Source organism: Acinetobacter sp. Marseille-Q1623, assembly GCF_902809895.1.
Classification (GTDB): Bacteria; Pseudomonadota; Gammaproteobacteria; order Pseudomonadales; family Moraxellaceae; genus Acinetobacter; species Acinetobacter piscicola_A.
In genome coordinates, this window is record NZ_CADDWG010000001.1 from 957,827 (window position 1) to 978,704 (window position 20,878).

Annotated in this window: 22 protein-coding genes; 4 read left to right on the forward strand and 18 right to left on the reverse strand. The window is 38.2% G+C overall.

Going from position 1 to position 20,878, the window contains the following annotated elements; genetic code table 11:
* The first annotated feature begins 129 nt into the window (after positions 1–129).
* Entirely contained in the window at positions 130–900 is a 771-nt protein-coding gene (locus HUV91_RS04475) for an IclR family transcriptional regulator (RefSeq protein WP_130073614.1), read from the forward strand.
* A gap of 55 nt (positions 901–955) precedes the next feature.
* On the opposite strand, the gene HUV91_RS04480 is transcribed toward HUV91_RS04475, so the two are convergent.
* The 11 genes from HUV91_RS04480 to HUV91_RS04530 all read right to left on the reverse strand — a co-directional run bounded on the left by HUV91_RS04480 (position 956) and on the right by HUV91_RS04530 (position 10,716).
* Entirely contained in the window at positions 956–2,305 is a 1,350-nt protein-coding gene (locus HUV91_RS04480; protein WP_174492672.1) for a carbohydrate porin, read from the reverse strand.
* 41 nt (positions 2,306–2,346) lie between these two features.
* A complete protein-coding gene (locus tag HUV91_RS04485) occupies positions 2,347–2,589 on the reverse strand; it encodes a hypothetical protein (protein ID WP_174492673.1) in 243 nt (80 codons plus the stop codon).
* 81 nt (positions 2,590–2,670) lie between these two features.
* Positions 2,671–3,300, reverse strand: a complete 630-nt coding sequence (pcaG, locus tag HUV91_RS04490) for a protocatechuate 3,4-dioxygenase subunit alpha (protein ID WP_130073617.1) — start codon at positions 3,298–3,300, stop codon at positions 2,671–2,673.
* 17 nt (positions 3,301–3,317) lie between these two features.
* Positions 3,318–4,043, reverse strand: a complete 726-nt coding sequence (pcaH, locus tag HUV91_RS04495; protein WP_130073618.1) for a protocatechuate 3,4-dioxygenase subunit beta — start codon at positions 4,041–4,043, stop codon at positions 3,318–3,320.
* A 47-nt stretch (positions 4,044–4,090) separates the two neighbouring features.
* Positions 4,091–4,480, reverse strand: coding sequence for a 4-carboxymuconolactone decarboxylase (pcaC, locus tag HUV91_RS04500; protein ID WP_107007646.1), 390 nt, complete (start codon positions 4,478–4,480; stop codon positions 4,091–4,093).
* 12 nt (positions 4,481–4,492) lie between these two features.
* Positions 4,493–5,848, reverse strand: coding sequence for an MFS transporter (locus tag HUV91_RS04505; RefSeq protein ID WP_130073619.1), 1,356 nt, complete (start codon positions 5,846–5,848; stop codon positions 4,493–4,495).
* A gap of 43 nt (positions 5,849–5,891) precedes the next feature.
* On the reverse strand, positions 5,892–6,671 hold the full coding sequence (gene pcaD, locus HUV91_RS04510; RefSeq protein WP_416377005.1) for a 3-oxoadipate enol-lactonase: 780 nt from the start codon (positions 6,669–6,671) through the stop codon (positions 5,892–5,894).
* Positions 6,668–8,026 (reverse strand): 3-carboxy-cis,cis-muconate cycloisomerase, encoded by a 1,359-nt coding sequence (gene pcaB / locus HUV91_RS04515; RefSeq protein WP_174492675.1) that lies wholly within the window; start codon positions 8,024–8,026, stop codon positions 6,668–6,670. Before pcaB ends, pcaD begins: the two co-directional genes overlap by 4 nt.
* 11 nt (positions 8,027–8,037) lie before the next feature.
* Positions 8,038–9,240: a 3-oxoadipyl-CoA thiolase gene (pcaF, locus tag HUV91_RS04520; protein WP_174492676.1), complete on the reverse strand. Its 1,203-nt coding sequence runs from the start codon at positions 9,238–9,240 to the stop codon at positions 8,038–8,040.
* A gap of 133 nt (positions 9,241–9,373) precedes the next feature.
* Positions 9,374–10,024, reverse strand: a complete 651-nt coding sequence (locus tag HUV91_RS04525) for a 3-oxoacid CoA-transferase subunit B (RefSeq protein WP_174492519.1) — start codon at positions 10,022–10,024, stop codon at positions 9,374–9,376.
* Between the two features lie 2 nt (positions 10,025–10,026).
* On the reverse strand, positions 10,027–10,716 hold the full coding sequence (locus HUV91_RS04530; protein WP_174492677.1) for a 3-oxoacid CoA-transferase subunit A: 690 nt from the start codon (positions 10,714–10,716) through the stop codon (positions 10,027–10,029).
* 292 nt (positions 10,717–11,008) lie between these two features.
* Between HUV91_RS04530 and pcaU the strand changes: the two genes are divergently transcribed.
* Entirely contained in the window at positions 11,009–11,833 is an 825-nt protein-coding gene (pcaU, locus tag HUV91_RS04535; RefSeq protein ID WP_130075162.1) for an IclR family transcriptional regulator PcaU, read from the forward strand.
* A gap of 21 nt (positions 11,834–11,854) precedes the next feature.
* Here pcaU and HUV91_RS04540 read toward each other — a convergent pair whose 3' ends face one another.
* The 5 genes from HUV91_RS04540 to HUV91_RS04560 form a co-directional block, all read right to left on the reverse strand.
* Positions 11,855–12,595 carry an SDR family NAD(P)-dependent oxidoreductase gene (locus HUV91_RS04540; RefSeq protein WP_174492678.1) on the reverse strand — a complete coding sequence of 247 codons (741 nt, stop codon included), beginning with the start codon at positions 12,593–12,595 and terminating at the stop codon, positions 11,855–11,857.
* A gap of 70 nt (positions 12,596–12,665) precedes the next feature.
* Entirely contained in the window at positions 12,666–14,009 is a 1,344-nt protein-coding gene (locus HUV91_RS04545; protein ID WP_130075164.1) for an MFS transporter, read from the reverse strand.
* Positions 14,010–14,133: 124 nt separating this feature from the next.
* Positions 14,134–14,463, reverse strand: coding sequence for an NIPSNAP family protein (locus tag HUV91_RS04550; protein ID WP_107008780.1), 330 nt, complete (start codon positions 14,461–14,463; stop codon positions 14,134–14,136).
* Positions 14,453–16,243 (reverse strand): FAD-dependent oxidoreductase, encoded by a 1,791-nt coding sequence (locus HUV91_RS04555; protein WP_228721832.1) that lies wholly within the window; start codon positions 16,241–16,243, stop codon positions 14,453–14,455. Before HUV91_RS04555 ends, HUV91_RS04550 begins: the two co-directional genes overlap by 11 nt.
* A gap of 204 nt (positions 16,244–16,447) precedes the next feature.
* Positions 16,448–17,257 (reverse strand): IclR family transcriptional regulator domain-containing protein, encoded by an 810-nt coding sequence (locus HUV91_RS04560; RefSeq protein WP_130075208.1) that lies wholly within the window; start codon positions 17,255–17,257, stop codon positions 16,448–16,450.
* 179 nt (positions 17,258–17,436) lie between these two features.
* Between HUV91_RS04560 and HUV91_RS04565 the strand changes: the two genes are divergently transcribed.
* The gene (locus HUV91_RS04565) at positions 17,437–18,177 is read left to right on the forward strand and encodes an SDR family NAD(P)-dependent oxidoreductase (protein ID WP_174492679.1); all 741 of its coding nucleotides are present in this window, start codon (positions 17,437–17,439) and stop codon (positions 18,175–18,177) included.
* A 247-nt stretch (positions 18,178–18,424) separates the two neighbouring features.
* Here HUV91_RS04565 and HUV91_RS04570 read toward each other — a convergent pair whose 3' ends face one another.
* Complete coding sequence (locus HUV91_RS04570; protein WP_228721833.1) at positions 18,425–19,477, reverse strand: aromatic ring-hydroxylating dioxygenase subunit alpha; 1,053 nt, start codon at positions 19,475–19,477, stop codon at positions 18,425–18,427.
* A 207-nt stretch (positions 19,478–19,684) separates the two neighbouring features.
* Between HUV91_RS04570 and HUV91_RS04575 the strand changes: the two genes are divergently transcribed.
* Positions 19,685–20,164: a MarR family winged helix-turn-helix transcriptional regulator gene (locus HUV91_RS04575; RefSeq protein WP_130075167.1), complete on the forward strand. Its 480-nt coding sequence runs from the start codon at positions 19,685–19,687 to the stop codon at positions 20,162–20,164.
* Between the two features lie 167 nt (positions 20,165–20,331).
* Here the strand turns inward: HUV91_RS04575 and ybaK are convergent, their stop codons facing one another.
* Positions 20,332–20,799, reverse strand: coding sequence for a Cys-tRNA(Pro) deacylase (ybaK, locus tag HUV91_RS04580; protein WP_130075168.1), 468 nt, complete (start codon positions 20,797–20,799; stop codon positions 20,332–20,334).
* Positions 20,800–20,878: the final 79 nt, after the last annotated feature.

Sequence of the window (20,878 nt, forward strand, 5' to 3'; positions counted from 1 at the left end):
TTTTTCACCTTAGATCATGCTGATTTATCTAAAATCATTTAGGATAGAATCTAAGATGTAATATAATCTGTTTTTTAATTTTTTGGAACACTGTTCCAAAAAAATATTAGTAATTAATTTGGATTTTTTATGCTGAGTAATAATGACCGCACTTTAACCGTGCTCGAAGCGTTATTAAAAGATGTAAATGGATGTGCTTTAAGCCAGCTTTCAACTGATTTAGATATTCCCAAATCTGCAATGCATCGTTTATTAAGCTCGATGAAAGACATGGGTTATATCTATCAAGATGAACTAAGCCAGCACTATAAACTGACCTTAAAAATCGCTTCAATGGGACTGACATATTTGTCTTCTCGCTCAATTACAGAAACTTTTCAGCCGCTACTCAATCAGTTGGCTGAAGAATCTGCTGAACTGGTGCGTTTGGGTCTCATTGAAAATGAAAATATTATTTGGATTGCAAAAGCTCAAGGTTCAAAGTCAGGTTTAAAATATGACCCTGATTCTGGCAGCGTGGCGTATTTACCTGCGTCTTCCTGTGGTTTAACTTATCTTTCTGCGCTCAATGAGGCTGATTTTTTACGCTTAGTAGAACGCGAAGGTTTTGAAAAAGCAAAATTATTTGGTCCCAATACACCCAAAAACTTAGAGGAGCTTAAAGTTTTAGTACAAGCATCTAAAGATCGAGGCTATGGTTTAATTCAAGATACTTATGAGTTAGGAATGACTGCTATGGCAAAAGTCATTCTGAATCCACATACAGGTATTCCTTTTGGGACGGTAAGTATCGCAGGTCCATCTGTACGTTTAAATGAAAAACGTGTTGAAGAACTCGCACCAGCATTACTTGAAACAGTGGAAAAAGTGAGTCAAATTATTCATTTGTCACAATATTAATTATAAAAAGCGATCTAAGTAGATCGCTTTTTATTTATTGGGGAAAATAAATGGCTTAGAAGTTGAAACGCGTAGTTAAACCCAACACCCATGCATCATCTACTTGCTTTAAACCACCTGCTTGATGCACATATTGAATATTTGGACGCAACATGATTGCTGGTGACCAATTCAAACTATAATTCAGCTCAATATTGAGCTCATCATTTTGAATAGGTCGGTATAAAGGATTTGTATAATCTGCCGCAGTTAAACCATTTTGTTGGTTCTGATAATGCTGACGATCACGAACGCGCTCATTAACATCAAAACGTGCAAAACCTAAACCAATGCTGTCTTGTGGACGAGCATCGAATGCACCTTTATACCAAAATGCCAACTGCTGTGACGCTTCAACAGTGGTGGTCGCTTTATCATTCCAAGTGAAATTGGCAGATGCAAATAGACCACGTTTACTGTCATTTTCATGTGCAGTCAGTTGTTGCTGTGCATTTAACCAGACACTTTGTTTATGATCATGGACTTTTGCAGATGTATTCGCGTCAATGATCTGACCTTGTGTATTGGTTTTTACGTCCTTTGCATCCGCAGTGGCATAAAATGCACCGAGTTTATATTCTCCTGTTAAACCATTAAAAGTGGCAAGTTTAGGTTTCCAAGTCAACTCGACAGGAATCAAAACGCCTTCGGCATCATCCATGCCTAAATTAAAGCCACGATCTTCAAAGGTATTTTCAGGATTCATTTCATAAATCCCTGCTGCAAGTGACCATTCAGGCAAAAATTGATATTTTAGGTTCATTCCCCATTGTGACACAGGACCGTTATACCAAATATTGCCTACCGTTTTACCCAGTTGACCACCACATAGCATTAAGTTTTGAAACTCACAATGTGAAGCATTAAAGTCTTCAGACAAGCCCATTCGTCCAATTTTAAACTGTAACGTATTGTCTAAAAACCCAGATTTTATCCATGCTTGTGATAAACGCCAAGATTGTCCTCGACCATAAATTTCTTGCACACTACTAAACTGTGATGCGCGTGGATCAGAAATTCGTTCTGCGGATAATGCTTGTCCGTCACGTTTGGTGATCATGACACTGGCTTGGGTATTTTCCAAACCTGCGATTTTCTCCAAATCAAATTGTGAAGCTAACGTGAATTGGTAAGCATGCAACATTTCTCGATCATCGTTATAACCACCCTCGAGATTTGTTGCACTTTCACTTTGAAAACCAAAATTAAACTTATAGCCTTGTTCTTCTAAGCTCTTGCGTTCACCATTCCAGCCCCCCAAAAGCCATTGTCGGTCTTCTGACCATGGCATTTGAGCAAATGTACATTGTGATACAAAGAGTGCAGAACCCAGCAACGTTAAAGGTTTCAATAAACAATGTTTCATATGCTTTTCCTTAAGCAATAATGATTCAAAAAATAGTAAAATTACAGTTCTACAGCAGGACTTAATTCTGAACTTGCGCCATGAATATCAGTTAATGTGGCAGTGATTGATTGCACTTTTTGATTCGGTTTCCATTGAATTTGAGCTTTGCCATTTTCATCCGTCACGACTTGTTGTGTACCTAAAAAGATTTCTGCTTCATTGGCATTTTTTTGCCAATTTCCGAAAAATTCAACACGATACATTACTTTAGTCAAACATGTTTTGAGTGCAAACCTATTCATTTTCAATCCCAATCATTTTTCCTGTACATCCAGTGGTTTTGTTTCACCAGATGTACATCACTTTAAAATCTATATATTTAATTAAATATCAAAAAATACAGTTTCTTTGTCGCCTTGAACATAAATATCAAAGCGATAGACGATTTCACCATTTTCTTCGCTGCGCTTAGCAATCAAAGTTTGGCGACGTGGTTCCCACTCAATGCTATTCAATACAGGATCTTTTGCATTCGCTTCAGCTTCATCTTCAAAATAAACACGGGTGTTTAAACCTAAGTTGATACCACGTGCAAAAATAATCAGATTAATATGCGGTGCTTGTGTTGAACCTTTACGACCAGGAACAGTGCTTGGTTTGATAGTATTAAAATGCCATACACCTGTTTGGAAGTCTGCGCCAGCACGTCCCCAACCTTGGAAGTTTTGATCTGCATTTTTCTCTTGAAAATCTGCATCACTTGGATAAACGCCGTTTGCATCAGCTTGCCAAATTTCGACTAAAACATCACGTAATGGTACACCCACACCATCAAATACACGCCCTTCTAAACGGATACGTTGACCTTCTGGATTATTTTTCAACAAGTCATTATTAAAGTTATATTCAAAAACCTCGATACCTGCTTGTTTAGGTAACAAACCGATATGAACATAAGGTCCACCTGTTTGCGATGGGGTTTCATGTAATTCTTGGAAATTCCAACCGTTCATAGCATTTACTCCATGTATTAAACTAATTCATTTTCAAAATAGGTTTTGCGACGACCACGTAAAGTGATGTCAAAACGATAACAACGGCTATCAGCTTCGATAAAATTGCTCTTGTCTTCAAGGGCAATCAAAGCGCGTCGTTGATCTTCTGAAGGAATGGTTTTAATAATTGGACAACTGTCAATCAGTGGATCACCTTCAAAATAAAATTGTGAAATTAAACGTTGCGCCCAACCATCAGCAAGTAAAGAAAAATGGATATGCGCAGGACGCCATTCATTAATACGGTTACGCCAAGGATATGGACCAGGCTTAATGGTACGGAAAATATAAAAACCATTTTCATCTGTCATCATACGACCACAACCACCAAAGTTTGGATCTAAAGCGCCAATAAATTGGTCATTTGGATGACGATAACGACCAGAAGCATTGGCTTGCCATACTTCAATTAATGCATTTTTTACAGGACGACCAAATTGGTCACGGACATAGCCATGTACAATGACACGCTCACCAATCGGTAAGCCTTCTTTAGCACAGTTTAAAATAAGGTCATTATCTTTTGGACCAAAGTGCTCTGCCGAAAAACGTGGTGAAGTCACTTCTGAAATGGTTTCACCAATCGAAATTAATGCATTTTTTGGTGAACGCAATACACTTGTTTTATAGCCTGGTGCATACGCAGGTGGATGATCTTCACTATTGCGCTGTGCATATGCGCCCCAAATATTTTTAGACATCATCGTTTCCTTTTAAAAACTAAATTCCTTAACCTGTTATCACTTCATTATTCAGCATCTAAGCCGAGTTCTTTAAACACTTCTTCAGCCATATGCATCGCTGCATTTGCCGCAGGTAAACCTGCATACAGTGATGAATGAATAAATAATTCTTTTAAATCGTCTTTTGTCACACCATTGTTAAAACAAGCACGCAAATGTAAGCGTAGTTCATCTGTTCTGCCCAATGACAACAAAATCGCAATCGTGACTAGACTACGTGTATGGCGTGGCATTCCTGGACGTGACCATACCTCTCCCCATGCAAAACGACTGATAAAGTTTTGAAAATCTGCATTAAAGTCATTCAAATTATCCAAAGAGCGCTGCACGTGTTTTTCACCTAACACTTCACTGCGAACCTGAATGCCTTGTTGATAACGTTCTTCATCGTTCATAAAAATTTCCTCTTAGGTTGCATCTGTATGTGCAACAAATGATTTAATTAAGATCGCAATTGCCGCAGCAGTCGCTGGAATAAGTAATAAAGATAAAATTGCAGTAAATGACCACTGATTACCCAGTAATACCGCACCAATCCACGCACCAAATACAGCGCCGAAACGTCCAATACCTGACATCCATGCCACACCTGTTGCACGACATTGGGTAGGATAGAAACGAGCACTTAACGCTGGCATTGCAGACTGAGCGCCATTGGCAGCCATACCTGCACATAAGATAAATATTGCTAAGAATGTTGGATAATTTAAGCTTTGACCCACAATAAAAGCGAATACACCAGCTAAGAAATAAAAGCCTGCAATCACACGGTTAGGGTTAAATTTATCCATTGCCCAACCAATAAATAGCGCACTGAGTACCCCACCGAACTGGAACAATCCGCCAATAAATGCAGCATGCTCCATGCTTGCACCTGTTTCACGCATCAATGTTGGCAACCAACTGGTCAAGAGATAAATAATCACTAAACCCATGAAATAGGTAAACCACAGTAAAAAAGTGCCTTTGATATATGATTTTGAAAACAACATACCAATTACAGAATTTTTATTTGCTGCTTCACTCTTTTCTTCTGGAACATGGAATTCATGAACAGATGCAACTTGTTCAGGTGCTATTTTACTTAAAATCTTTTTAACTTTGTCTGAGGCATTACCTTTCACAATCAGATAACGATATGATTCAGGCAACCAAAGTATGACCATGACCATTAAAATAAGGGGTGCCCAACCGCCCACCAAAAACAGACTGTGCCACCCAAAATTTGGGATTAACCAACTACTGAGAAAACCACCAATCGCCATACCGAGGTTATAACCACAGAACATACATGTCACAAGCAATGAACGGATCCGTGCAGGACAATATTCTGAGAATAAAGTCGTTGCATTTGGCATTGCTGCGCCCAAGCCAATTCCTGTGAGAAAACGAAAAACAACCAACTGATCTAAAGTTGAAGAATAAGCACAAGCTAAGGTAAAGCCGCCAAAAATCAGCATGGAGATACTTAATACGATCTTACGCCCAAATCGATCAGCCAATGGACCTGAAAATAATGCGCCAAAAATCATCCCACCCAAGGCAGCACTCATCACAGGGCCTAAATCAGCCTTAGCAACACCCCAATCCTGTGCCAATGCAGGTGCAATAAAACCCATTGCAGCTGTATCTATTCCATCAACAAAAACAATGAGAAAACAAACAATTGCAATCATCCATTGAAACTTTGATACAGGAGCATTATTGATTAATGCTTGGGCATCTATCCCTTTTTTAAGGACAGTACTCTCCTGAGATGCCATGTCTATCTCCTTTAGGCAAAATCTGTTTTAAGCTGTTTTTAATTTATGCAATGAATTTGGCTAAAATTTGGCTAAACGCTACAGGACATTCAATATTAGACAAATGTGAAGCCTCTATGCTTTGAAGCTCACTGCCCTGTATTTTAGACTGCATAAATTCACCATCTTGAAGTGTAGTCACGGGATCTTTCGCCCCACAAATCAATAACGTTGGAATACGAATTTCGACTAAATCTGTACGAACATCTGCATCAGCCAATGCACGACAAGACGCTGCATAACCTTGAGCTGGTGTTGCGGCTAAGCTTTGAATCGTACGTTGTGCTAAGTCATCGTGTTGATAATCAAATGACTCACTAAACCAACGGGTATGTGTGGTTTTGACTAAGTCTGCTAGACCTTCTTTTTCGACTTGGTCTGCACGTGTAAGCCATGCTTCTGCCTGTCCAATTTTGGCAGCAGAATTTGCCACAGTAATGCTTTCAAAACGATCCGCAACATTGATCCCAAGCCATAAACCTGTGATACCACCCATCGAGATGCCACAAAAATGTGCCTTTGAAATATTTAAGGCATCTAAAATATCCAGTACATCTTCGCCGAGGTTTGCCAAAGTAGAGTTTTCAATTACATCACTTTGACCATGACCGCGTGTATCGTAACGAACAACTTTGTAATTTTCTTTAAAATAAGCAACTTGCTCATCCCACATGTGATGATCCGTTCCTAAAGAGTTCGAAAAAATAATCACAGGTGCATGATCTAAACCATCAATTTGAATTGCTAAAGCCTTTCCTTGTCGATTAATAATTTTGTTCATCACTTTGCCTCTCCTTTAGCATGTTTCAGCACAGCTTCGATTTGATCTTGAATATTTCCCAAATAAGACTCAGGTTTAAATATCTGTTGCAATTGTTCAGCATTAAAATACTGCTGAACCTCTGCAATTTCAGCCACAACATCTTGTAAATGACGTTGCTCAGCAACCGCTTTTTTACATGCAGCTTCGACCAAATGATGTGCATTTAAGCGTCCCATTTTAGGGGCTAAAGCCATCATGACCGCTTCCGCCATAATCAAACCTTGTGTGCATTCAATATTACGCTGCATATTTTCAGAATTAACTTCTAAGCCTTGTAATACTTCATGTGTGCGCTGCAATGCACCGGCACAAAGCTGAAAAATTTCAGGTAGTGCAAGCCATTCTGCATGCCATGCGCCTAAGCTACGTTCATGTTCCTGAACCATACTTTGGTACATGCTCGACATTAAGGCAGGCACTCGATTTGCTGCTGCCAAAATAGATGCAGCCGCGACTGGGTTACGCTTGTGTGGCATTGTGGATGAACCACCACGTCCTTTAGCTGTCGGCTCAAACACTTCTGCAATTTCTGTTTGCATCATGAGTGACCAATCACGTGCCATTTTCCCAGTATTACCTGTAACAACTGCTAAAAAGTGGGCAATATCCAGTATACGATCACGTTCGCCATGCCAAGTGCAATCAGGTTTAGACAAATCAAGTCGTTGTGCATAAGCCTCAATAACTGCCGAACCTTGATCTAAAATAGATGCTAAAGAGCCAACAGCACCACCCAATTGAACAGTGAGTACTCGAGATTTTATTTGCTCTAAACGTTCTAAATCACGCTGAAAACTACTCGCCCAACGTGCAGCTTTATGCCCTAACGTAATCGGTAGTCCTTGCTGTAACCATGTACGCCCAATCATGACCTGATCACGATACTGTTCTGCTAAATGAACTGCAACATCATGAGCACTTTGTAATTGTATTTGAATGATAGATAAAGCATCTTTTGCTTGTAAAACTGTCGCAGTATCAATAATATCCTGACTGGTTGCGCCCCAATGTACATAGCGAGAAGCCTCTTCATCGACATTTTTTACAGCAGCAGTAAATTGCTTTACAAAAGGAATTGCAATATTGCCAGCCAATGCAGTTGCTGTTGCCAAGCTTTCAAAATCAATCGCATATATGCCTTGCTCTTCAGCGACTTGGGCAATAATGCTTGCGGCACTTTGCGGCATGACACCAACATCAGCTTCCGCCTGTGCCAAAGCAACTTCTGCCTTAATCATGTATTGAATCAATGCCTGATCACTAAAAATCTGAGTGACATCAGCTTGATAAAACAAACTTGCAAATAACTGGCTCATTTTGCTGATCCTTAAACTTTTTCAATAATCAAAGCAATGCCTTGACCGACACCGATACACATTGAGCACAGGGCATATTTGCCACCTGTTACTTCAAGCTGATTCAGCGCGGTGATGACCAAACGTGCACCCGATGCACCGAGTGGATGACCCAAAGCAATCGCGCCACCATTTGGATTGACTTTCTCTGAACCATCAGCAAGACCTAGGTCACGCGTCACAGCCAATGCTTGTGCTGCAAAAGCTTCGTTTAGTTCAATCACATCCATTTGCTCAAGGCTTAAACCTGTTTGAGACAATAGTTTTTTGATCGCAGGTGCAGGACCAAAGCCCATAATGCGTGGCTCAACACCAACAGTTGTTGCAGCAATGATTTTGGCACGAGCTGTTAAACCATACATTGCAACGGCATCATCAGAAGCAATCAATAGCGCTGCTGCACCATCGTTAATGCCTGAAGCATTGCCGGCAGTCACTGTACCTTCAGCTTTCACTACAGGTTTTAACTTGCTTAATGCTTCAATCGTGGTTGCACGAGGATGTTCATCTTTTGGAACAACAATGGCATCACCTTTGCGCTGTGGAATGGTCACAGGAATAATTTCTTTGTCGAAGAAACCTTTTGCCTGTGCAGCCGCAGTACGTTGTTGACTGGTCAAAGCAAACTGATCCTGATCGGCACGGCTAATGTTGAATTGCTCAGCCACGTTTTCCGCAGTCTGTGGCATGGTTTCAACACCATACATTTCTTTCAGTTTTGGATTGATAAAACGCCAACCCATCGTCGTGTCTTCAAGCTTTTGTGCACGACCATAAGCAGATTCAGATTTACCCATCACAAATGGCGCACGTGACATACTTTCGACACCACCTGCAAGAATCAAATCTACTTCACCTGCTTTAATCGCACGTGCTGCCATTGCCACTGCATCTAGCGATGAACCACATAAACGATTGACTGTTGTTGCAGGCACTTGATATGGCACACCTGCCAATAGTGCAGACATACGACCGACGTTACGGTTGTCTTCACCTGCTTGGTTGGCACAACCATAAATCACATCATCGACTTTTTCCCAGTTCACAGATGGATTACGTTCAATTAAAGCTTTAATTGGTAATGCACCTAAGTCATCTGTACGTACAGGTGCAAGTCCACCTGCATAGCGACCGAAAGGTGTACGGATGGCATCAATAATATATGCGTTTTTCATTTTTAAATCCTTTACCTCCCTTAATCCCTCCTGAAATGAGGGAGACTTTCCAATGAAAAATAAATATTTATTGGTCAAAGTTCCCCTTTGAAAAAGGGGGATTTAGGGGGATTCTGTATATTTCTAAAGTGCCTTAAGCAGTCGCATCAATCAATTTTGCACCTGTCATCGACTGCAATTCTTCAAATGAAAGACCTTCCACTTTTTCAATCACTTTCATGCCCTCAGCAGTGACGTCAATCACACACAGGTCAGTATAAATACGGTCTACACATTTTAAACCTGTGGCAGGATAAGTCAGTTCAGCCACAATTTTAGGCTCGCCTTTTTTGGTCACATGATCTGTGGTGATAAATACTTTTTTCGCACCAACGGCTAAGTCCATGGCACCGCCAACCGCAGGAATCGCATCAGGTGCGCCTGTGTGCCAGTTTGCTAAATCACCATTTTCAGCAATTTGGAAAGCACCGAGTACCGCGATGTCTAAGTGACCACCACGCATCATGGCAAAGGAGTCACCATGATGGAAGAAACAACCCCCCGTCAGCATGGTGACAAATTCTTTACCGGCATTAATTAGTTCAGGATCACGATCTTCTTCAGCAGGTGGTGGACCAAAAGCCAAAAGACCATTTTCAGAATGTAAAAATACATCTTTGTCAGAGGGTAAATAATTGGAAATCTTCGTCGGTAAACCAATGCCTAAGTTGACATATGCACCATCAGGAATGTCTTGTGCCACACGCTCAGCAATTTGATCACGGCTTAATTTTGTATAACTCATGTTTAATTCTCCGTAACCAATGATTGAGCAGGTTTTACTTGTACAACGTGTTGTACAAAAATACCTGGTGTGATGATATGTTCAGGATCTAAAGTGCCTAGCTCTACAACTTCAGACACTTGTGCAATGGTCACATCTGCTGCCATTGCCATGATCGGGCCAAAGTTACGTGCAGATTTACGGTAAACAAGGTTACCCCAACGGTCGCCTTGTTGTGCTTTGATGAGGGCAAAATCCGCTTTAATTGGGTTTTCTAAAACGAAATCCTTACCTTCATAGTTTAAGGTTGGTTTGCCTTCAGCAAGTAACGTCCCAAAACCTGTAGGTGTGTAGATTGGACCTAAGCCCATACCTGCGGCTTGGATACGGCAAGCCAAATTACCTTGTGGTACAAGTTCTAACTCGATTTTTCCCGCACGATAAAGCTCATCAAATACCCAAGAGTCAGACTGACGAGGGAAAGAGCAAATGATTTTACGGACAGCATCCGCTTTGAGCAGTTTAGCTAGACCATAGTCACCATTGCCTGCATTGTTATTGATAATGACAAGATCTTTCACACCGAGTTCGATCAAGCCATCGATGAGCTCTGCAGGTTGTCCTGCTGTGCCAAATCCACCAATCATGATGGTTGAACCGTCCTTGATTTGTGAAAGCGCATCGTGAAGTGAGAAAGCACTTTTATCAATCATTAGACAACTCCATTTGCTATAAAAATAAAAAATAAATCTCGTTCAGGATTGTATTGAGTATTCATAAAGAAGAAGATCACACCCAATCCCGAGTGTTTTTGTGTAGATTCCGTATCCTCATTTTTATTGTTTTTTGGATTTTGTTCTAGCATAAAATAGTGAAATTGTTCGATACATAGAATAATTGTTCGATAGTCGAACATTTATTCAAATTTTATCCATCCACCTATCAATTTTAAATTAACCTAATACGATAAGTATTTATGGTAAATCGACAAGGAATGTATTAAAAATGACTGTAGAAAATGAACTCGAAAAAAAGATTTTAGAAAACTCAGAAAATAAAAAACTGATTCGACATGAAGATTTTGTCGCAGGTATCAGTAAAGGGATGGCGATCTTGGAATGTTTTGGTTCTGAACGTCATCGTTTAAATATTAGTATTGCCGCAGAGAAAACAGGCTTAACACGTGCAGCCGCAAGACGACATTTACTCACTTTAGAATATTTAGGTTATTTGGAGTTTGATGGGCATTATTATTATCTAGCTCCTAAAGTTTTAAAGTTTTCAGGTGCTTACCTCAGTGGGTCGCAACTACCAAAAATCTGTCAGCCTTTATTAAATTTATTAACCACACAAACTTCCCTCATCTTCTCAGTGATGGTTTTAGATGGTTTTGAAGCAATTACCATTGCTCGAAGCGCAGCACATCAACAGACAGATCGAGTCAATCCTTATGGTCTGCATTTAGGCAATCGTTTACCTGCACATGCGACATCTGCAGGGAAAATTTTATTGGCACATTTAAGTTTGGAACAACAACAAGAATGGTTGGAAAAATATCCATTAAAGCGAATCACCAAATATAGCTGTATGAATAATCAGCATTTTTTGCATATTTTAGATGAAATTAAAGAACAAGATTGGTGCTATTCTAGTGAAGAACATGAACTTGGGGTGCATGCTCTCGCTGTTCCTATTTATGGACCTAAAGGTAATGTTGTTGCTGCACTGAATATTGTATCGCCCACGATGCGCACCACAAAAGAATATTTAATTCAGCAAATACTCCCTTTATTACAAGAAACTGCACGAGATTTAAGAAATGTGATTTAAATTGTATCGAGCAAAAGTTGATTATTGCGTGGTATATCCACCGTCAATTGCATAATTTGCCCCAGTGATAAATGAAGCCTGATCTGAAAGTAAAAAGATCACCAAATTTGCAACTTCATCCACTGTGCCCAACCTTTGAATAGGATGCTTACTCTGTGTTGCTTCGGTCTGAACATTACGGATTAATGGCGTTTCAATATAACCAGGATGAATAGAATTCACACGAATATTCTGCTGTGCATAGTCCAAAGCAGCAGCTTTACTTAATCCAGTCACACCATGCTTTGCTGTGATATATGCTGCCCGATTTTTAGTCGCAACAGTACCTAAAATAGAAGAGGTATTCACAATACTACCACCGCCATTTTTTAATATTAATGGGATTTGAAAATGTAAACAATAAAAAATACTGTTTAAATTTACATCTATTTGCTTATGCCATGTCTCAATAGATAAATCAGCAATACTTTTGACAGGACTTGCAATCCCAGCATTATTAAAGGCGAAATTTAAACCTGAAAAGTGTTGATCAATTTGCTCAATACAAGACTGCATAAACTCAGCATTGGAAACATCACCCACTTGTAGCAAAATATCAACCTGTGACCCGATTAAACGGACAGTTTCAGCTAAATGGTTTTGATTAATATCAATTAAACATAACTTGCAACCATATTTTGCCAACAAAATACTCGTAGCTTGCCCGATTCCAGAGCCAGCACCTGTCACCATGGCAACTTTATTTTCAAAGTGATATTGCATAAATCTTCCTTGTTTTATACTAAGTGTTGTTGTTATTGATTCATAAATACCAACAACACTTTATTAAATATTAATAATTTAAGCTTTTCACACTAGTAATTTTCTTTCTTGGTGATTGCAATAAAATTGCTAAACCTGATAAAAATGCAGGGATCATTAATAAAGTAAACATCGTCTCTAGTGGAATTTTTGCATTAATCATCGCTGCTCCTGCAAAAGCACTTAAAATTGCACCTAAACGTCCGATGCCATTCATCCACGTTGCCCCTGTTGCTCGCGCACTCGTTGGATAATAACCCATTGCAACCGAGGTTAAACCTGTAGAACCACCATTAAAGGTAAAGCCTAAAATCAATGCCATCACACACATTAAATTAAAGTTTTGACTAAACTGACCTAAAGCATAAGTGGCAAATGTGCCCACCAACATTGCAATAAATAGAACCACTCGTGGACGATATTGATCCATCAGCCAACCTAAAACCATACAACCTAAAGGTCCACCCAATTGAAAAAATGATGTGACTATAGCTGCTTGAGAAATACTGAATTGATTCATTTTAATCAGTGTAGGCAACCAACTACTGCATAAATAAATCAAGAACAATGCCATGAAATAAGCAATCCATAGCATGACCGTCCCATACAAATATTCACGTGAAAGAATAAGCTTTAATCCCGTTTTTTCGGTTGGGATTTCATTTAAATAAAACTGATAATGTTCAAATTTTTGTTGAGGATATAAACGATGTAAAATCAATTGGATTTTATCTTGTGCATTACCCTTTTTAACTAAATATGTAATCGATTCTGGCATTTTCCAATATAAAAATGGCGCTAAAATTAAAGGTAAAACTCCACCTAAAACCAACATACTGCGCCAACCAAATTCAGGAATCATCCATGCAGCTAAAAAGCCTGCTGCCGCCGCGCCTAAAGAAAAACCACAATAAACAGTATTTACTGTAAATGAACGACGACGATCAGGTGCATATTCTGCTGCCAATGTTGCCGCATTGGGTGCAGCAGCACCTGCACCGAGTCCCGTTAAAAAACGATAAATAATTAAATGTGTAATATCTGTTGAAAATGCAGTCAACAAAGTAAAAATACCAAAGCCAATCAAACTAAAAATCAATACAGGTTTACGCCCAAACTTATCGGATAATGGTCCTGAAACCAAAGCTCCAATCGCTAAACCAACCAGTGCAGCGCTCAGCACAGGCGCGATTTGCTGTGCAGTAATGCCCCACTCTTGTATAATCTGCGGTGCAATTAAGCCCATGACCACCACATCAATACCATCAAGCGCAATAATAGTGAAACAGAAAAATAAAATGAGTTTTTGAAAATTTCCCACTTTATTTTCATTCAGTATTTTCTTAATATCCATCCTTTGCATACTTGTGCTCATTTTTCATTCTCCTTATAAAAAAGCACCAAGCCCCTGTAGCACTGCAATTACAGTACCGTTTCCAAAACACAGGGATTGATTGATTTATGAATTAAATCGATTCATAAAATGATTAAAAAATGAATCATGAAGTAAATGACTTTAAATGTACTGGTCGCACCAATTGGTTTGTTTGCGACTGCACAAGTCCTTCAGTTTGTTGTAAATAGACTTGAAAATCAGGGTCAGTATCTCGCGCTAAACTACGCTTTTCATAATCATCTAAACTATCGTAACCCCACAAATGCACCACCTGATTTAATGAACCAATGGTCGTGACATAAAACCCTAAAGGCTGCCCAAGATGTTTTTTCAATACAGGCATTGCTAAATTATCAAATAACGCTAAAAATTTTGGCAACATACGTGGCGTAATGGTATAAATTCGATGGTCAACAATTGCTTTATGAAACATTTTGCATCTCCTCTTGGTTTTGTTGTGCTAAGCCTTTACCGCCTTTGGCTAAATTTGCAATATGTAACCCTGTCAAATAACCAAAAGTCATAATGGGTCCCAATGTAATTCCTGCACCTGGATAATTTCCGCCCATCATACTGGCACGGTCATTTCCTACCGCATATAAGCCGACAATTTTTTGATTTTTCGAGTTAAGCACTTCTCCAGTGACCGCTGTTCTAAGTCCATCAAATGTGCCCAGATCTCCCATAAAGACTTTTACTGCATAAAAAGGTCCTACTGAAACAGGTGCAATACACGGATTTGGCATATGCTCGGGGTCTGCTAAATAACGATTAAATGCTGTTGAACCACGTTGAAATGCAGGATCTTCACCATTTACCGCATGTTTGTTGTATTCAATAATCGTATCGCTTAAATTTTTAGCATCAATTCCTGCATTTTCTGCTAACTCTTCTATGGTATTTCCTTTCATTAAATAGCCATTTTTCACTAAACCTGATAATGGCATTGGTGCAGGTTTTGCATAGCCTAAACCATATTTAGCAATGGTTTTTTGGTCACAAATCAACCACATTGCAGTTTCAGACATCCCTTGACATGCTCGAAATAAAGCAGCACCAACATCATGATAAGAGTTTGACTCGTTGGTAAAACGTTGCCCATTTTTTAAAACGCCAATAATGCCAGGCTTATAACGATCTAATAAATGTGGAAATACGCCATAACCCTCAGCTTGTGGCACTTTTGAAACAGGCATCCATGCGGCAGCATCTTGATATTGAATATCGAATGCACCACCGACTTGTTCTGCCATGCGGCAACCATCACCTGTATTGCTGGTTGGAACCGGGGAGATATGTTCTCCACCTGTTTTTAAATGTGCATAAGTTGTTTTTAAACGTGCAATATCATGTGAAAAACCACCACATGCCAACACAACACCATGTTTTGATTTAAGCTTTAATTTTTTACCTTCTTGTAAAATTTCTACACCTACAATTTTCCCCGATTCTTGTAGCAATTTTTGTACGGGTGTTGATGTATAAATCGGAATATCTAAATCAAAAGCTGATTTTGCCAAGCGTGCTGCCAAAGCATTTCCACTGGTCACATTGGTTCCTCGACCATAAAAAGCCAACTCTTTCATATGAATGGCTAAACGCTTTGCCACATACATAAATGAAGTAAATGATTTAGTTGCATTAAAAAAATGTTTTAAATCTGCATTTGACGAATTAAACATCATGCCCATAAAAGTAATGGTTTTTAAGGGTGGACGTAAACGTTTCATATTTTCGCCTAAACTACGAATATCAAACGGTGCAGCTAAAATAGAACGTCCAACCTCAACCCCACCGGATACATTAGGATGATAATCTGGATACAAAGTAGGAATAAATTTGACTGTGGTTTCTTTCTCAAAAAAATCGATCATTTTAGGTCCATAGTCTAAAAAGGCATCGACTGCTTGAGCATTATAAAAATTTTGAGTTTCGTGTTTTAGATAGTTAATTGCTGCTTGTTTTGAATCTTGAATACCATTTTTTTTAGCGTGTGGATTATTGGGAATCCAAAGCACTCCACCAGAAAATGCAGTTGTACCACCAAAAACTGCATCCTTTTCTAAGACAATCACCTTTAGCCCCTGCTTTTTCGCGGTAATTGCCGTCGATAATCCTCCTGCACCTGAACCTATTACAATCAAATCCCAATCATTTTGTTGATCTAATGCATCATGCATATCTTCACTCCATGCAAATAACTCTTCATCCATGTTTCGTCATTATCGAAACACACTTAGAATGATGTTTTGACTTTTCCTTTGTTTTTTAAACTAATGATGAAAAAGTCATTCGCAAAGTGTAAAACTCAATCAATGCGCGATGATCGTACATATCAGATAATATTCGTACAAATACTATGAAACGAATATCGTGACTGTGATCAATCATCCCAATATTCAAGATCATGAGGGGTTTTAAATCATATCGCGTATTTCCTTTGCAGCCTGTCTTAGCATAGGCACAATGGTATTCACCAAATAAAAATCATTGACTTTATTGACTGATGCCACGGCGTTCATCGCGGCAATGAGTTCTCCCTTTTGATTAATAATAGGGACTGCAACTGCAACAACCCCAAGTTCATATTCCTCACTAGAAATACAATAAGCCTGCGCTCTAATCTTCTGTAATTCTTGTAAAAAAACTTCCTGCTCAGTCATTGTATAATGGGTAAAGCGACGTAATTCATAATGCTCAAGCCATTGTTTTTGCTCTTCAAGACTTCTTTGTGAAAGTAATACTTTACCTGTAGATGCAGTATGTGCTGGTATTCTATTGCCGAGATGAATGCCAAAAGGGCTGACTCGAAATTCCTCATGCTGCGGTGAAATACTACGTGCTACAGGAACCAATTCATGATGGTCTAAAACAACAACAGAAAAAACCAAAGAAGTTTTTGCCGCTAAAATATTCAGTACAGGTTGAGCTATTTTAGGTAAATGTGCTGTATGCAAATATGCACCAGAGAATTTTAAAACTTTATGTGTTAGCCAGTAATAATAATCATCTGTATCTAAATACCCTAAAAACTTCAATGTTTTTAGATAACGTCTTGCTGCCGTTCTGGTTAAACCTGTACGTTCTGCTGTTTGTGTGACATTGAGGCGCTGTCGGTCTGAGCCAAATGCTTCTAAAATACTGAGTCCTTTTGCTAGACCTGCAATATAATCATCATATTTTATCTGCTCACCTGATAATTCATCCTGAATTAATTCATCACGCATATCATTCTCTCTTTGTTGTTTTGCACGATCATCGTCCACTTGATATGAATACCGTTCAAAAGCATATTTGTAAACTACTCAAATTATTTTTTAGTGGCTAATTTAAATTTAGCTCATTAATCAATGCCAAATTTTTAGCATTTAGGCTGCTTATTTATTATTGAATCAAGGAATGAAAAATGTCTAGACTGAAAGACAAAGTATGCATAATCACAGGCGCAGCATCAGGTATGGGTGAAGCTGAAGCTTTTGCCTTTGCCACACAAGGGGCAAAACTTGTGATTGCAGATCTAAATATTGAATCTGCTCAACAGGTTGCAGATAAAATTAGACAAATGGGCAATGAAGTACTTGTTGTACAGGTTGATATTACTGAAAAGACTCAATTAGAAAACTTAGTTCAGACCACACTACAACATTTTGGCAGAATTGATGTTTTGCTGAATAATGCAGGTATTTTTGATAAATATATAAATAGCTTAGACACCAGTGAACAACTTTGGGATTTAGTTTTTAATATTAATGTGAAATCTATTTTTAATTTAAGTAATTTAGTCTTGCCACACATGATTGAACAAAAATCTGGTGCGATTATCAATATTGGTTCAATTGCTGGACTTGTTGCAAAAATGGGGGGCGCATCTTATACCGCATCTAAACATGCTGTACTGGGTTATACCAAGCATCTTGCTGCCGAATATGGCAAATTTGGTATTAAAATCAATGCCATTTGCCCGGGAACAATTCGCACGCCTATGACTGCTGAGATGTTAAAAACTCGCCCTACTGACAAAATTCCTTTAGATCGTTTTGGTGAAGTCAATGAAGTTGCTGACTTAGCGATATTTTTAGCATCGGATGAAGCTCAGTTTATGTCAGGTACATGTATTACGATTGATGGAGGATTTACCAGTATTTAAATTTTTATTTATAAAATAAATGCGGTTAATCATCTCATTTACGTCTAGCATTTTTAATATAAATCATGATGATACAATTGTATTTGACATGATATTTAAAAACCATATTAAAAAAATAAGCATGAAGATAACAGAGGTCATTTTATATTCATGCTTAGGCTATTTTTTATTAAATAGAAATCTTCAATAAAATAAATCATGCCTTTCTAAGCAGCAAATTCGCAACTGAGAAAGGCTTAAACATATATCAAATCAAATCTGCAATAATACGTCGAGCACGTACTAAACCAACATCAATATGAATGCCAACCATTTCATTTTGTTCAAATTGCTTTAAGTTTTTAAATTGCGCTTCGATCACGACTTTATCTTCATCAAAAGTAAGCCGTGTTTGTTCGATCACAACATTAGCGATACGCTCACGATCATGCTGTGGGTTGGTTGACATTGTCCAAAAATAATGACACGTATTTTCTGTTTCAGGTGTAATTGCATGAAAACCTCGCATATTAAAACCGTTACGTTCAGGATTATCTAGGCTATCTGTACCTGTATCAATCGCGCCAGTCCAAATACGAATATGAGAAACACGAAAATCAATTTCTTGCCACCGATCGACTTTACCTTGAAATGGATATGCCATGCTATATGTTGGTGGTGGATCCGAAGCAAGCATATGCCGTTTGACCACCACTTGATTTTCTCCCTGTGTCACTTTCATTTCTGCATTCATGTGAATCTTAGCATTGCCACCAATGGTTTTTAAATGCACATATGCTAAATGACTTAAATCCATCAAATTATCATGAATAAGTTGATACGGCGCATCATAGTGATAGACATCACCATCATAGAGATAGTCTTCATGTTCATGATAAGGATATTCTGGAACGTCTATATGTGGAGTTTCATATTCAAAACTATACCAAAGCCAGATTAAGCCTTGCTTTTCAACAACATGATAAGATTTTACAGTGGCTTTAGCAGGAACTTTCTCTTGTCCGGGAACTTCAACACACTGCCCTGTTGCATTATAAAGTAAGCCATGATACCCACAACGTATTTGCCCATTCTCCAAATGACCACTTGAAAGTGGCATACCTCGGTGACAGCAACGGTCTTCTAAAGCAGTGACTTTTCCGAGGGGATCACGAAATAAAATCAATGGAATATTAAGTACTTTTCGTGCAATAAAATGATCTGTCAACTCCTTTGAAAGTGCTACCACAAACCATTGATTTTTAGGAAAAGAACTCTGTTTATTTTCCTCTACCATATCAATTTTTAGTTTTTTATTCATTTTCATATCCTTATTTTTCAAAGCCTTATATTATGAAATCCAATTTTCACAATATGTCACTGATTATAATCAATGATCTTTAAATCTTTTTCGATTCAGTTCAAAATTAAATCAATATAGTTGCAATGTCAACATTATAGTTGTTCTAACAACCATACATGAAAATTATCTATGTTATGATAATAAAAAACTAATTTTTAAGATGAAATGAAAACACAGTCAACTTTAGAACTTGATCGTTATATACCTGCACTGATTACTTTTTTTTCAAATAAAATGTCGCTCGGGTCTTCACAAATTTATGCGCAACTTTTTCAAATCAATATTATTGAATGGCGCATTTTGTCGATGCTCGCTGTTGAACCCAATATCTCTGCTCGTCGGATCAGTCAAGTGATTGGTTTAGATAAAAGTGCTGTCAGCCGAGCTATTGCTAAACTAAAAACACAAGAATATATTGATATTAAAGAAGATAAAAGAGATGCAAGAGCAACAAAAATTTGCCTAACAGCACAAGGAGTTCGTTTGCATGATGAAATATTTAAAGTTGCAATAGATCGTGAAAAAGTTATTTTTGATGTTTTATCCACTGAAGACAAAGAACATTTGATTCGCATTATGACTCAACTAAATGCACATATTCTTGATGCAAATGAACAACTGAATGAAAAATATCTAAATCCTTAGCGTTAATTCAACGGCATAAAAATAAGCGATCTCTCGTCAAGGCCGCATACAGCCCTAGATTTTATTGACAACAGCATCTTCTGATTACTCGTTGTATCCAATAGCTTAATCAGCTTATAAAGTGGCTTTATTTTTGTGAGTAACTTTCTTTGCGCGTAACAATTTAATTACATATCCACAATATCTGCAAAATGAGCAGCCAAAACCTGTGCCAAATCATTGGGATTCACACCGATATCTAACCCTCTTTTTCCACCACTTACGTATATTTTTTCTAGCGTTTTCGCACTTTCACAAATTACTGTTTTTAAGCGCTTTTTCTGACCAACAGGACTAATTCCTCCGACCAAATATCCTGTTAAACGCTCTGCATCTTTTGGATCTGCCATATGCAGTTTTTTCGCACCAAACGCAGTTGCAACTTTTTTTAAGTTCAGTTGGTGACTTACAGGTAACACAGCAACAAAATAGTTTTTATCATCTGTTACCATCAGTGTTTTGAATACTTCTTCGACATTTAAAGCTAATTTTTCTGCCGCTTCTAATCCAAAACTTTTCGCATTCACATCATGTTCATATTCATGAATTGAAAATTCGATTTTATTTGATTTTAAAACTTTACATGCGGGTGTCATGATCAAATATTCTATAAAAAATAATAAAGTATTATATGGCATCTACATAAAGATGTTAAATTTTCTTAGGCTATTTATT

What these genes read in the sequence shown, in the direction of transcription:
- HUV91_RS04475 (WP_130073614.1), top strand. Translation starts at nt 130, where the DNA reads ATGCTGAGTAATAATGACCGCACTTTAACCGTGCTCGAAGCGTTATTA.
- HUV91_RS04480 (WP_174492672.1), bottom strand. Translation starts at nt 2,305, where the DNA reads ATGAAACATTGTTTATTGAAACCTTTAACGTTGCTGGGTTCTGCACTC.
- HUV91_RS04485 (WP_174492673.1), bottom strand. Translation starts at nt 2,589, where the DNA reads ATGAATAGGTTTGCACTCAAAACATGTTTGACTAAAGTAATGTATCGT.
- pcaG (WP_130073617.1), bottom strand. Translation starts at nt 3,300, where the DNA reads ATGAACGGTTGGAATTTCCAAGAATTACATGAAACCCCATCGCAAACA.
- pcaH (WP_130073618.1), bottom strand. Translation starts at nt 4,043, where the DNA reads ATGTCTAAAAATATTTGGGGCGCATATGCACAGCGCAATAGTGAAGAT.
- pcaC (WP_107007646.1), bottom strand. Translation starts at nt 4,480, where the DNA reads ATGAACGATGAAGAACGTTATCAACAAGGCATTCAGGTTCGCAGTGAA.
- HUV91_RS04505 (WP_130073619.1), bottom strand. Translation starts at nt 5,848, where the DNA reads ATGGCATCTCAGGAGAGTACTGTCCTTAAAAAAGGGATAGATGCCCAA.
- pcaB (WP_174492675.1), bottom strand. Translation starts at nt 8,026, where the DNA reads ATGAGCCAGTTATTTGCAAGTTTGTTTTATCAAGCTGATGTCACTCAG.
- pcaF (WP_174492676.1), bottom strand. Translation starts at nt 9,240, where the DNA reads ATGAAAAACGCATATATTATTGATGCCATCCGTACACCTTTCGGTCGC.
- HUV91_RS04525 (WP_174492519.1), bottom strand. Translation starts at nt 10,024, where the DNA reads ATGAGTTATACAAAATTAAGCCGTGATCAAATTGCTGAGCGTGTGGCA.
- HUV91_RS04530 (WP_174492677.1), bottom strand. Translation starts at nt 10,716, where the DNA reads ATGATTGATAAAAGTGCTTTCTCACTTCACGATGCGCTTTCACAAATC.
- pcaU (WP_130075162.1), top strand. Translation starts at nt 11,009, where the DNA reads ATGACTGTAGAAAATGAACTCGAAAAAAAGATTTTAGAAAACTCAGAA.
- HUV91_RS04540 (WP_174492678.1), bottom strand. Translation starts at nt 12,595, where the DNA reads ATGCAATATCACTTTGAAAATAAAGTTGCCATGGTGACAGGTGCTGGC.
- HUV91_RS04545 (WP_130075164.1), bottom strand. Translation starts at nt 14,009, where the DNA reads ATGAGCACAAGTATGCAAAGGATGGATATTAAGAAAATACTGAATGAA.
- HUV91_RS04550 (WP_107008780.1), bottom strand. Translation starts at nt 14,463, where the DNA reads ATGTTTCATAAAGCAATTGTTGACCATCGAATTTATACCATTACGCCA.
- HUV91_RS04555 (WP_228721832.1), bottom strand. Translation starts at nt 16,243, where the DNA reads ATGGATGAAGAGTTATTTGCATGGAGTGAAGATATGCATGATGCATTA.
- HUV91_RS04560 (WP_130075208.1), bottom strand. Translation starts at nt 17,257, where the DNA reads ATGCGTGATGAATTAATTCAGGATGAATTATCAGGTGAGCAGATAAAA.
- HUV91_RS04565 (WP_174492679.1), top strand. Translation starts at nt 17,437, where the DNA reads ATGTCTAGACTGAAAGACAAAGTATGCATAATCACAGGCGCAGCATCA.
- HUV91_RS04570 (WP_228721833.1), bottom strand. Translation starts at nt 19,477, where the DNA reads ATGAATAAAAAACTAAAAATTGATATGGTAGAGGAAAATAAACAGAGT.
- HUV91_RS04575 (WP_130075167.1), top strand. Translation starts at nt 19,685, where the DNA reads ATGAAAACACAGTCAACTTTAGAACTTGATCGTTATATACCTGCACTG.
- ybaK (WP_130075168.1), bottom strand. Translation starts at nt 20,799, where the DNA reads ATGACACCCGCATGTAAAGTTTTAAAATCAAATAAAATCGAATTTTCA.